General features: G+C 56.2%; 6 protein-coding genes and 1 pseudogene. 3 read left to right on the top strand and 4 right to left on the bottom strand.

The features are described 5' to 3' along the window. The first annotated feature begins 42 nt into the window (after positions 1-42). Together mfd and DPA2511_RS08335 are read left to right on the top strand one after the other, a co-directional pair. Positions 43-3,483: pseudogene (gene mfd / locus DPA2511_RS21340) on the top strand (transcription-repair coupling factor). Positions 3,484-3,565: 82 nt separating this feature from the next. After that, positions 3,566-5,068, top strand: a complete 1,503-nt coding sequence (locus tag DPA2511_RS08335; RefSeq protein WP_012765230.1) for an EAL domain-containing protein — start codon at positions 3,566-3,568, stop codon at positions 5,066-5,068. Between the two features lie 22 nt (positions 5,069-5,090). On the opposite strand, the gene DPA2511_RS08330 is transcribed toward DPA2511_RS08335, so the two are convergent. After that, the gene (locus DPA2511_RS08330) at positions 5,091-5,570 is read right to left on the bottom strand and encodes an ASCH domain-containing protein (RefSeq protein WP_196805857.1); all 480 of its coding nucleotides are present in this window, start codon (positions 5,568-5,570) and stop codon (positions 5,091-5,093) included. A gap of 255 nt (positions 5,571-5,825) precedes the next feature. Between DPA2511_RS08330 and yegD the strand changes: the two genes are divergently transcribed. Continuing rightward, positions 5,826-7,175 (top strand): molecular chaperone, encoded by a 1,350-nt coding sequence (yegD, locus tag DPA2511_RS08320; protein WP_012765228.1) that lies wholly within the window; start codon positions 5,826-5,828, stop codon positions 7,173-7,175. A 2-nt stretch (positions 7,176-7,177) separates the two neighbouring features. Here the strand turns inward: yegD and DPA2511_RS08315 are convergent, their stop codons facing one another. The 3 genes from DPA2511_RS08315 to DPA2511_RS08300 form a co-directional block, all read right to left on the bottom strand. Beyond that, on the bottom strand, positions 7,178-7,999 hold the full coding sequence (locus DPA2511_RS08315) for an arylamine N-acetyltransferase family protein (RefSeq protein ID WP_012765227.1): 822 nt from the start codon (positions 7,997-7,999) through the stop codon (positions 7,178-7,180). A 331-nt stretch (positions 8,000-8,330) separates the two neighbouring features. Beyond that, the gene (locus DPA2511_RS08305) at positions 8,331-10,697 is read right to left on the bottom strand and encodes a glycoside hydrolase family 31 protein (RefSeq protein ID WP_012765226.1); all 2,367 of its coding nucleotides are present in this window, start codon (positions 10,695-10,697) and stop codon (positions 8,331-8,333) included. Positions 10,698-10,727: 30 nt separating this feature from the next. Next, entirely contained in the window at positions 10,728-12,029 is a 1,302-nt protein-coding gene (locus DPA2511_RS08300; RefSeq protein ID WP_012765225.1) for an MFS transporter, read from the bottom strand. Positions 12,030-12,290: the final 261 nt, after the last annotated feature.

The following is a 12,290-nucleotide window of genomic DNA, read 5'->3' as shown; positions in this document are numbered from 1 at the left end:
TTTTTCTTAGTTGAGACGAGGGCAAGCGCTGATAACTGGATAATGCCTGAACAATATCGCTACTCCTTACCTGCCACTGCAGGCGAACAACGTCTGCTAGGCCAGCTTACCGGCGCCGCTTGCGCCGTTGAATGTGCGGAAATCATTGAACGCCATACCGGCCTGGTGGTACTGATTGCACCAGACATGCAGAATGCGCTGCGACTGCGGGATGAAATCCAGCAGTTCAGCGAATTGCCGATCATGACGTTGCCCGATTGGGAAACCCTGCCCTATGACAGCTTTTCCCCGCATCAGGAAATCATCTCCGCCCGTCTGTCCATCCTCTACCAGTTGCCCACGCTGACGCGCGGCGTGCTGATTCTACCGGTCAACACTCTGATGCAGAAAGTGTGTCCGCATACCTTCCTGCATGGGCATGCGTTGGTGTTGAAAAAAAGGGCAACGGTTATCGCGGGACAAATTGCGCAGCCAGTTGGAACAAGCCGGCTACCGCAACGTCGATCAAGTGATGGAGCACGGTGAATTCGCCACTCGCGGTGCGCTGCTCGATCTGTTCCCGATGGGGAGTGAAGAGCCGTTCCGCATTGATTTTTTTGACGATGAAATCGACAGTTTAAGATTGTTCGATGTCGATACTCAGCGAACGCTGAACGAAGTTGACCACATCAACCTGCTGCCCGCCCGGGAATTCCCCACCGAAAAAAACGCGATAGAGCTGTTCCGCAGCCAATGGCGCGAGCGGTTCGAGGTACGCCGGGATGCCGACCATCTCTACCAGTTGGTGAGCAAAAATATTCTCCCTGCCGGGATCGAATACTGGCAGCCGCTGTTTTTCAGCCAACCGCTGCCAACCTTGTTCAGCTATCTGCCCGCCGGTACGTTGCTGGTTAACACCGGCGATATTCAGAGTAGCGCCGAACGTTTCTGGTTGGATATCCAGCAGCGCTACCAAAGCCGACGCATTGACCCGATGCGTCCGTTACTGCCGCCGGACGATCTGTGGCTGCCGGTGGATGCGCTGTTCGCTGAACTGAAGCCCTGGCCGCGCGTCCAGTTGCGCCAGGAGACCCTGCCAAAAAAAGCGGCTCACGTAAATCTGGGCTATGAAGCCCTGCCCGATCTGGCGATCCGCCATCAAAACAAATCGCCGCTGGATGCATTACGCCAGTTTACCGAACAGTTCGACGGCCAGATCATTTTCTCCGTGGAAAGCGAAGGACGCCGTGAAACGTTGCAGGCGTTGCTATCTCGCATCAAGATCGTACCGGTGGCGATCCCGCGTCTGGCTGCAAGCGCGCGATTCTCGCTGACGATCGGCGCCAGCGAACACGGCTTTATCGATACGCTGCGCCAGCGGGCGCTCATCTGCGAGAGCGACTTGCTCGGTGAGCGCATCAATCGCCGTCGGCAGGATAACCGCCGCACCATCAACGCCGATACGCTGATCCGCAATCTGGCGGAGCTGCGCCCCGGCCAGCCAGTGGTGCACCTGGAACATGGCGTTGGCCGGTATGTAGGATTAACCACCCTGGAAGCGGGCGGCGTGAAAGCCGAATATCTGATCCTGCACTACGCCGGCGAAGATAAACTGTATGTGCCGGTCTCCTCGCTGCACCTGATCAGCCGTTACGCAGGCGGCGCCGAAGACAACGCGCCGCTGCATAAACTGGGTGGCGACGCCTGGGCGCGCGCCCGACAAAAAGCGGCCGAGAAAGTGCGCGACGTCGCCGCTGAACTGCTGGATGTCTACGCCCAACGGGCAGCCAAAACCGGCTTTGCCTTCCGGCACAACCGCGAGCAATACCAGTTGTTCTGTCAACGCTTTCCGTTTGAAACCACGCCGGATCAGGAACAGGCCATCAACGCGGTGCTGAGCGACATGTGTCAGCCGCTGGCCATGGATCGCCTGGTGTGCGGCGACGTCGGTTTCGGCAAAACCGAGGTGGCGATGCGCGCCGCTTTCCTGGCGGTGGAGAACCACAAACAGGTGGCCGTGCTGGTTCCCACCACGCTGCTGGCTCAGCAACACTACGACAACTTCCGCGACCGCTTCGCCAACTGGCCGGTGCGGATCGAAATGCTGTCCCGTTTCCGCAGCCAGCGCGAGCAGACGCAAGTGCTGGAGGAAACGCAGGAGGGGAAGGTTGATATTCTGATCGGCACCCATAAGCTGCTGCAAAGCGACGTCCACTGGCGTGATTTGGGCTTGTTGATCGTCGATGAAGAACACCGGTTCGGGGTGCGGCACAAAGAACGCATCAAAGCCATGCGCGCCAATGTGGATATTCTGACCTTAACGGCGACGCCGATCCCCCGCACGCTGAACATGGCCATGCACAACATCCGCGATCTGTCCATCATCGCTACGCCGCCGGCCCGCCGTCTGGCGGTCAAAACCTTTGTGCGCGAGTATGACAGTTTGGTGGTGCGTGAAGCCATTCTGCGTGAGATCCTGCGCGGCGGTCAGGTTTATTACCTCTACAACGATGTGGAAAATATCGGCAAAGCCGCGCAGCGATTGGGTGAATTGGTGCCGGAAGCTCGCATCGCCATCGGCCACGGTCAGATGCGCGAGCGCGATCTGGAACGGGTGATGAACGACTTCCATCACCAGCGTTTCAACGTGCTGGTGTGCACCACCATTATCGAGACCGGCATCGATATCCCCAGCGCCAACACCATCATCATCGAGCGGGCCGACCATTTCGGCCTGGCACAGTTGCATCAGTTGCGCGGCCGCGTCGGTCGTTCACATCATCAGGCTTACGCCTATCTGCTGACCCCGAATCCCAAGACCATGAGCGCCGATGCCCACAAACGGCTGGAGGCCATCGCTTCGCTGGAGGATCTGGGTGCCGGTTTTGCCCTCGCCACCCATGATCTGGAGATCCGCGGCGCCGGCGAGCTGCTGGGGAAGACCAAGCGCCAGATGGAAAGCGTGGGCTTTCGTTGTACATGGAGCTGCTGGAAAGCGCGGTGGAATCACTCAAGGCCGGGCGCGAGCCGTCACTGGAGGATTTGATCAGCAGTCAGACGGAGGTCGAACTGCGCCTGCCAGCCCTGCTGCCCGACGATTTTATTCCCGACGTCAACACCCGTCTGTCGTTTTACAAGCGCATCGCCAGCGCCCATAGCGACGACGAGCTGGATGATCTGAAAGTTGAACTGATCGACCGCTTCGGCAAACTGCCGGATGCCGCCCGCAACCTGCTGCAAATAGCCGGGCTGCGTCAGCAGGCACAATCGCTGGGGATCAAACGGATAGAAGGTAATGATAAAGGCGGTTTCGTCGAGTTCAGCCCGCATAACCGTGTCGATCCGACGCACCTGATCGGTCTGTTGCAGCGCAACCCGAGCGTCTATCGTCTGGATGGCCCGACCCGTCTGAAATTTATTCGGGAACAAGGCGATAGACAGCAGCGGCTGACATTTGTCGCTGAATTACTTAACGATATGGCGCAGCATACCGGTTCCGCCTAAGCTGATTTTATGCTCTGCTCTAAAATAGAGAGCAGCCACGCCGATATGTAAAAGCGATGAAGATAAAGAAGGCAAGATACGAATGCGCAGATTGATCGCTATTCTGACATTTTTAGCGATGTTAGCCATCGGCTGCGGTGCTATCTATTACCATAATTATCAATCAGATATACAGGATGCCAACGTCAGTGCCGTGAAGGCTGTCAACGATATTGAAACGATCTTTAACGATGCGCAGCGGGTAGTGAATCTTGGGAAAACACTGTTGACGGTGCCCTGCGATACGGTAGTCATCAGAAAACTGAACATGCTGGCCGCTATCGAAAATTATCTCCGTACAATCAGTCTGGTGAGAAACGATATCGTTTACTGTTCATCATTATTTGGGGTTGATAACCGTCCGGCGGCGCTTGAGCGCTTTTACAAAGGTCAACTGGCTTTGCTGCCAGGAAACTCCGTGACCCCCAACAAACCGTTGGTGATGTATATGGAAACCACGGAAAACGGCAGTGTCGCTGCAGGTATTCATGGCATCCACTTGTTCAATATTCTCAATTCGCTGAGTAAACAACGTGATCTGTATTTGCGCGTTGGCGCAACCTGGCTATCCCGGGATGGGATGGTCGCGCCGTTCGACGAACGCACACTCCCCAATTACGTCGAGGTACCTTCCCGGCATTATTATTTTTCCATCCTGTATACCGTCGATGACAATTACACGCTCGTCGACTTCTGGGATCAGGAAAAAATGACGCTGTTGATTGTATTCCTGATTGCGCTGGGTTCCGGCATGCTGGCTTACAAATACACGTCGCGCATTACCTCCCCGGTAGAAGCGCTGAAACGAGCCATTCGTAATCAGGAAATTGTGCCGTTCTACCAACCGGTTATTTCCACCCAATCACGCGAACTCTATGGTTTTGAAGTGCTGGCGCGCTGGTATCACCCGAAAACCGGGTTTATCTCCCCGGATGTTTTTATTCCCCTCAGTGAGCAGAGCGGGCTGATTATTCCGTTAACCCGCCTGCTGATGGAACGTGTGATTAATGATCTTATTTCCTGTCAGGATATCCTGCCCGAGGATTTGCATATCGGCATCAACATCAGCGCCAAACATTGCCAGTACGAAGGGTTTATCGATGATTGCAAGTATTTCATTGATGCGCTGGGCACCCGAAAAATACGCCTGATGGTGGAAATTACCGAGCGCGAAAAAATTGAAATTACCCCCACAACCCTGCGTTTTTTCCAAAATCTCAAGGCAGCGGGAATATTGATTGCGCTGGATGATTTCGGTACCGGGTATTCCAATTTTGATTATCTGCGGCAATTGCAGGCCGATCTGATAAAAATCGACCAATCGTTTATCAGCATGATCGATGAGAATTCCCAGTCGACCCCGCTGGTAAATTGCGTCATCGATCTGGCCCAAAACATGAATCTGAAAACCATTGCAGAAGGCGTGGAAACCGAATTCCAAGCAGAGTTTCTGTCAGAAAAAAATATCGATTACCTACAGGGATACCTTTTTTCGCGCCCCTTACCCTTCGATGAATGCGTGAAAACCTGGCTACAAAAATCGTAGACCGAGACTGATCATCGCCGCATCACGGATAAACCCGCTCAAAATACTCCAGCACCAAATCCGACGACGTCTCAAACTGAACACCGCTCGTTGTGGCGTAGTCGGTAAAAAACGTGAGATGCTCTTTTAGCCACCAGAGATAACTACCATCCCCTTCGCCTTCCAGAGCGGCAAACTCCGGCGTGACCTGATCGAATTGGCACAGACACACATCGGTCATCCGAATAATACAAACCGGTTTTTGCGCCCAGTTCAGCACTACCGTCAACTGGCCGACCTGCGGCAACGGTTGATTGTCATGCTCCCATGCCGCTTTCAGGCTGCAGGAGGCACGTTTTTTCCCTGTCAAAATCAGGTCGGCACATAAATTGGCATGGGTTTTATCGGCACAAAAATGCTCCGCCAGAATACGGGGGATCGCATTGCGCTCATCCGCCGTCAATGTCTGTAAATAGCACGCCAGAAACCGTTGTTGTTCGTCATTCATCGTCAGTTGCTCCATAACAGAAATCGTGCGCGATTATACTCCCGCCACAGGTTCAACGCTGGGGTATGACTTTATTTCCCCAAAATTGGCGTCGACATTCCGCATCGCCCGTTCTCCAGTCAGTTTCCATCCCCCGGCAACGCGGTTGCGCCGTTCTTTCCGGCAAACAACATCCCGTGCGAACACAGGTTTTTACCGCTCAGCATCTTTACAACCCCTGCGCCAGGCGCTAAATTCCGCCCCCTTCTCTATTGGCATGGGGATTTTATGATGTTTGTAGGTTTTGACTACGGAACCGCCAACTGCTCGGTGGCGGTCATGGAACAGGGTATGCCGCGGTTGTTGCCGCTGGAGGGGCCGTCGCCCTATCTACCCTCGATGCTGTGCGGGCCGGGACGCGAAGCTATCAGCGAATGGCTGTGGCGCAGCCATCAGGTACCGGCAGACGGTGAAAACGCGCAGTTGCTGAAGCGCGCCATCGCACACAACCAGGAAGAGGATATCCGGGTAACGGCCGACAGTGTGAAGTTCGGCCTGAGCGCGCTGGCGCACTATATGGATGATCCGGAGGAGGTTTGGTTCGTCAAATCGCCCAAGTCTTTTCTGGGGGCCATTGGGCTGAAAACGCAGCAGGTGGCGCTGTTTGAGGATCTGGTGTGCGCGATGATGCTGCATATCCGTCAGCAGGCGGAGCAGCACCTCGACCAGCCGATCGAGCACGCCGTGATTGGGAGGCCGATAAACTTTCAGGGGATGGGCGGTGAAACCTCCAACCAACAGGCTCAGGGCATTCTGGCCCGCGCCGCCGCACGCGCCGGTTTCCGGCAAGTCGCTTTCCAGTTCGAACCCGTGGCCGCCGGCCTGGATTTTGAAGCGACGCTCGAACAGGAAAAACGGGTGATGGTGGTGGATATCGGTGGCGGAACCACCGACTGCTCCATGCTGCTGATGGGGCCGAACTGGATGAATCGGCGCGAGCGCACCGAAAGCCTGCTGGGCCACAGCGGCTGCCGGGTCGGCGGTAACGATCTGGACATCATGCTGGCATTCCGACAGTTGTGCCCATTGCTCGGGATGAACGGCATCACGGAAAAAGGCACTGCGTTGCCGGTGTTGCCATGGTGGAACGCGGTCGCCGTCAACGATGTACCGGCGCAAAACGAATTCTACAGCGCCGCCTGCGGTAAACTGCTGCGCGAACTGGTGCAAACGGCGCGGGAACCGGCGCAGGTGCAACATCTGTTGACGGTATGGCGGCAACGGCTGAGTTACCGGCTGGTTCGGCTGGCGGAAGAGCAGAAAATCGCGCTGTCGGAACAGCCGCATTCACAGGCCACGCTGTCTTTCATCAACGATGCGCTGAGCACGCAAATCAGCGTCGGCCAGTTGCAGGACGCCATCGAGCAACCGCTGGAGCATATCCGGCTGCAATTGGAGCGCGTACAGGAAACCAGTCACACCAAGCCGGACATCATCTACCTGACCGGCGGCAGCGCCCGTTCACCGCTGCTGCGCACCGCCATTACGCAAAGCCTGCCGGGCGTACCGCTGGCCAGCGGCGATGACTTCGGTTCCGTTACCGCCGGGTTGGCCCGCTGGGCACAAACCCTCTTCCACTAATGTTACGCCTGCGGCGTTACCACGCCGCAGCGTTCAAACCATGCCGGCAGGTTGTACTCCGCCGGCAGTTCAATACCAAAGCGTTCCCGCAGGCAACAGACGTACTCGTCGACGCTGCCCACGCTCTGTTCCGTTTTTTGCCCGTACCGCGTGACGATCAATTTATTATCGGACAGCGTTATCCGGCCTTCCGGCGTCAACCGGGTGCACAGCGCCTTGCTGGTGAACGGCGAGGCAGGCGAATGTTGGTGATAGGCCAGCATCTCGTCGAACTCATGTAACTGTCTCGGTTGCAAAGAAAATTTGTACAGCGGTTGCCACGCCTGCGTCGGCGAACGCTTCAACAGCCGATATTCGCCATAACAATCCTCAACCCGGAAGCTGACGTCACGCTCGTGCGAGACCTGCCCGTCGATCGGCAACGGAACACTGAACGCATCACCGAAGCTGATATCCGCCAGCACCGTTTCCTGCGGCAGTTTTACCAGCACAAACAGATGATCGAACGGCCGCCCGTAAAACCCTTCCTCATTCCAAACCTGCCCGGCCAGCATCTGGACGTCAAACCCCAGCGACTTCAGCAGCACATAAAAACAGTAGTTCAACTCAAAGCAGAAACCGCCGCGGCGCCTCTCGACGACTTTGTCGTAAGTGGCCGGCAAGCCGGGGATAATGGTCTTTTGGAAAATAACGTCGAGGTTTTCGAAAGGAATGTGCCTAAGGTGCGCCAGATGGAGAGCATCAAGCCGGGGGCGCGGCGCCTCTGGCAAGGTTTCCACCCCAATACGTAAGAGATAACGATGAATGTCCGAATGATTCAGCATAAGTATTCCCGGTGCCCGCAATAAACGTCCAATCTATCCGACGGCATCCGGGCCTGATCCCACTGGCAAAACCGAATGCAGTCAACAGGATAATACCCTTTCATTACCTGTTGATAAACGCAATATCGGCGTCGGGTTAACCTGGCCACATCAAGGAATAAAATGCAAAAAATTCAACAATGACAGACAACGCCGTCGCACTGGCGTACCGGAACGATGCCGATGACGTCGGGGTTGTCGACGCCATCGGCATCCGGCCATGATGGACTGCCCGGCAGGCCGTGTCTGCCGGGCATAACGGTATGTTATTGCTACCGTTTATCGCTACACATCATAGCGACAGTTCATAACGACAAGCCGGCTTACCATTGATGTACAGCGCCCGGGTTTCACCCTGGGGTAAACGCAGGTCAACGGATTGCCATGCCGGGCGGAAACGGCCCTGCGGGGTAAACGTCACCTCGATGCGTTGCGCATCGCAGCGCATCTCCCAACGCAGCCACAACGCCTGACCTTCACGCCACCCATGGGTTTCGCCATCATCCTCGAACAGCATCCCCTGATGGCAACCTTCCTGCGACGGGAAGACCAGGAAGGCACGCTGGTCGTCTGCGGCCTGATCGACAAACGCCTCGCGTGCCGATACCGGGATCATCGCCCCGGCCCGGGCCAGCAGCGGCAAGCGATCCAGCGGCGCGTCCAGTTCGACCATCTGACCGCCCGGATACCAGTCGCCGCAGTAAAAATCGTACCAACCGGTGTGGTTATCCGGCAGATAAACCTGACGTCGGCGCTGTCCCGGCTCCATCACACTCGCCACCAGCAAATCCTGCCCCAGCATGAAGTCGTCGCTTTCGTCAAAAGTCCGCGCATCCTGCTCGTGGTCGAGGAACATCGGGCGTAGCATCGGCTCGTCGTCCGCACTGGCTTGCCACAGCAGCGTGTAGAGATAAGGCAGCAGACGATAGCGCAACCGGATGGCGTCCCGGATCATCGGCGTCACCTCCGGATACATCCAGGGTTCATTCACTGAACCGTCGTCATGCCAGGAATGGATGGTAAAACGCGGATGCATCACGCCGTTTTGCACCCAACGCACAAACAGCTCCGCATCCGGTTTATTGCCGGCGAAACCGCCCACATCATGCCCGACGTTATACAGCCCTGACAGGCTCATCCCCACGCCCATCCGGGTGTTGTAACGCAGCGTCTGCCAGCTGGTGCGGTTATCACCGCTCCAGGTTTGAACATAGCGCTGCATCCCGGCGCTGCCGGAGCGGGAAATCAGGTAAGGACGCTGCTCCGGCGCGAAACGCTGCTGCGCTTCCATCGACGCCCGCATCATCAACAACGGCATCAGCGGCCGAATATGCTTAATGGTGATCGGTTCGCCAAAACCGTGACAACGCGCTTCACCGTCCCAGATTTCAAATTCGTTGTTATCGTTCCAGGTGGAATCGATGCCTTTCTCCAGCAATTGTCGGGTGACGTTTTCCTGCCACCAGGCAACGGTTTCCGGGTTGGTGAAATCCAGATGCGAGCCTTCGTCATCCCAAAAACTGGAACGTTCCGGCTGACCGGACTCCGAATCCTGCACAAACATCCCCCGCTCCGCCACTTCCGCGTAACGCGGGTGATCCTGCAACAGACAAGGCTTGATGTTAGCCGCCAGCTTCATACCGGCATCGTGGAAGGACTGCGACATCCGTTCCGGCTGCGGCACCTTGTCGTAGTTCCAGTTAAAGACATAACGTTTATTGCCGATCGAGGTATAGCCGGACGACAGTTGGAATGAATCGCAAGGGATCTCATGCTGACGGCACAGCGCGATAAACTGCTGCAATTGCTGCTGCGCGTCCGGCGCATCGGTGTAGTGCATGGTGGAACCGCTATAACCGAGGCTCCATTTCGGGCCAAAGCAGGTCTTCCCGGTCAGGCGCACGAATGCTTTGGTGACATCGGCGATTTTCGGGCCGAACAGGAAGTAATAATCCAGATCCCCGGCCTCCGCCTGATAACGGCGATAAGGCTGGTGATAATTGTCGATCTCATTGCCCAAATCCATCCAGGTGGAGCTCAGGTTGTCGTAAAACAGCCCGTAGCTGACGCCATCATGATTGACGATGGTAAACGGCAGATGCTTGTACAGCGGGTCGGTCGTCGCCGCGTTATACCCCATGGCATCCAGATTACGGAACTCGAAACGCCGTCCCGAACGGTTGAGATCGCCGGCCTTTTCCCCCAGACCGTAGCAACGCTCTTCAGCGAAACGCCGTTGGTAGTGCGCCACGCCGTCGCCATGCGCATTCAGCTGATAGGCGCTGGTCGGGCGATCGGCCGCCAACGTTTTCCAGGTACCGTCCTCAGCCTGGTATTGCCACTCCAGCCACAGCGGCTGATGGATCGCCACTCGTAGCCGATCCGCCGTGACCCACAGCGTTTCTTCCTGCCAGTCCAGTTCATAGCCCGGCAGCGGAAACCCTTCGGCACTGTCCCGACGACGCCCTTCCCAGGGCACATCCGCCTCGGGCGCAATGCTCCAGGTGCGGTTCAGCCGCAGCATACCGTGCTGTTTGATCAGCACCCGCATCAGCCCCGGCGCCAGCACATACAGTTGAAAGATATGTTTTCCTTCGACGCACAGCTCGATGCGATCGGCTGTCTGCTGATGGAACTCCCAGTTTTTCAATGTTTTCATACGCGGCTCATCCGTTCCGTATTTTCAATATCAGTGCGCGCGTTGACGACGTTCGGCAATGAACGTAATCAGGAAAATCGCGCCAAACAAATCAAAGAACCCCATAGCGATAAACAACGGGTTATAACCCACTTTGTCGGCGGTCACGCCGATCACCAGCGAGAACAGGAAACTGGCGATCCAGGCACTGGCGCCGCGCATCCCGTTAACCGTCGCCATCTGGCCTTTATCAAAAGATTCAACCACTACCGCGCTCAGCATGCAGGAGATGATCTGATGCCCAAACCCGCCGATGGAAATCAGCGCAATCGCCAGGTACGGGTCTTTCGTCATGCTGACCATCGCCAGCGAAATCATCATGAATGCGCCGGTGACGGAACTGGCCACCACCGAATTGATGCGGGAGCAGCCGAACAGCCGGGTGTACAGCTTAGTCAGGTAGCCGCTGGCGATACTGCCGAAATCCGCCGCCAGGAACGGCAACCAGGCAAACATGGCGATTTGCTTCAGATCCATACCGCGTTCATTGGCCAGATAGAGCGGCACCCAGAAGCTCAGCATCGCCCAGGCAGGTTCCGCCATAAACGCCGGGATGGCGATACCATAGAAACGGCGATTCTTCATCACGTTTTTTAACGCGGTAAGGAACGGCTGTTTTACGGGTTCGGGTTCATTGTCCTGACGGATAAAAGCCAGTTCAGACGCACTCAGATTGGGGTGTTTTTCCGGCTGGTGGTAGAAAAACGCCCACAGCCCTACCCACAGCAGCGCCAATACCCCGGCGAACAGGAAGGCGCCCTGCCACCCCAACGCAGTATGAGCAACCACGATGATCGGCGGCGCCAGCATCGCGCCGATGGAGAACCCCACCCCGGCCCAGCCGGCGGCGACCGGACGCTCCTGACGCGGGAACCAGTCGCCGATGGTCTTGGCGTTGGCCGGCGTTGCGGCGGCTTCCGCACCGCCCATCATGAAGCGCAGGATGGCCAGATGGATCCAGCTTGACGCCCCGGCATGCAACAGACACATCAACGCCCAGATGGTGGCGCAAATCATAAAGCCCAGCTTGAGCCCGATGACATCAATCAACCATCCGCACAGCGGCTGGAACAGGGTATACGCCAGTTGGAACGCGCCAACGATCCACGAATACTGTTCAGTGCTGATGTGCATCACACTTTTCAGTTCAGGGGCCAGAATACCGAGCGAGTTGCGTGTGATGTAGTTCACCGTCACGCCTAACAGAAACAGCGCCAGCATCCACCAGCGCAGGTGCTTGAATTTACGTTTTTGGTTAACAGCGGAAGTCGAGGAATTTACATCGAGACTCATAACGTTTTCCTTGCGGCAGATGATAGTGAAACGCGATCGTCGTTCACCATCCAGATGTTCTAAATTTTTCAAACGCGCCTGAATGTCTATTTTTTATTTCTTCAGACAATACGAGAGCCGTGCACTTGCCCGTCCTATTGCCCGGCTCAGACTAGAAAAATTGAAAAGCCGGAGATACTCACTTTTTTGCAAGGATTTTCATGGTAGCGTCCAGAATGTCATTTTCAGACGCTCACCTCCCGTACTGAAACGATTTTTGAT

The sequence above is a fragment of the Musicola paradisiaca NCPPB 2511 genome (assembly GCF_000400505.1).
GTDB lineage: Bacteria > Pseudomonadota > Gammaproteobacteria > Enterobacterales > Enterobacteriaceae > Musicola > Musicola paradisiaca.
This window is presented reverse-complemented; position numbering and strand designations above follow the sequence as displayed.

Excerpts from the sequence above, each read along its gene's own strand:
- DPA2511_RS08335 (WP_012765230.1), top strand. The coding sequence starts at position 3,566 with ATGCGCAGATTGATCGCTATTCTGACATTTTTAGCGATGTTAGCCATC.
- DPA2511_RS08330 (WP_196805857.1), bottom strand. The coding sequence starts at position 5,570 with ATGGAGCAACTGACGATGAATGACGAACAACAACGGTTTCTGGCGTGC.
- yegD (WP_012765228.1), top strand. The coding sequence starts at position 5,826 with ATGTTTGTAGGTTTTGACTACGGAACCGCCAACTGCTCGGTGGCGGTC.
- DPA2511_RS08315 (WP_012765227.1), bottom strand. The coding sequence starts at position 7,999 with ATGCTGAATCATTCGGACATTCATCGTTATCTCTTACGTATTGGGGTG.
- DPA2511_RS08305 (WP_012765226.1), bottom strand. The coding sequence starts at position 10,697 with ATGAAAACATTGAAAAACTGGGAGTTCCATCAGCAGACAGCCGATCGC.
- DPA2511_RS08300 (WP_012765225.1), bottom strand. The coding sequence starts at position 12,029 with ATGAGTCTCGATGTAAATTCCTCGACTTCCGCTGTTAACCAAAAACGT.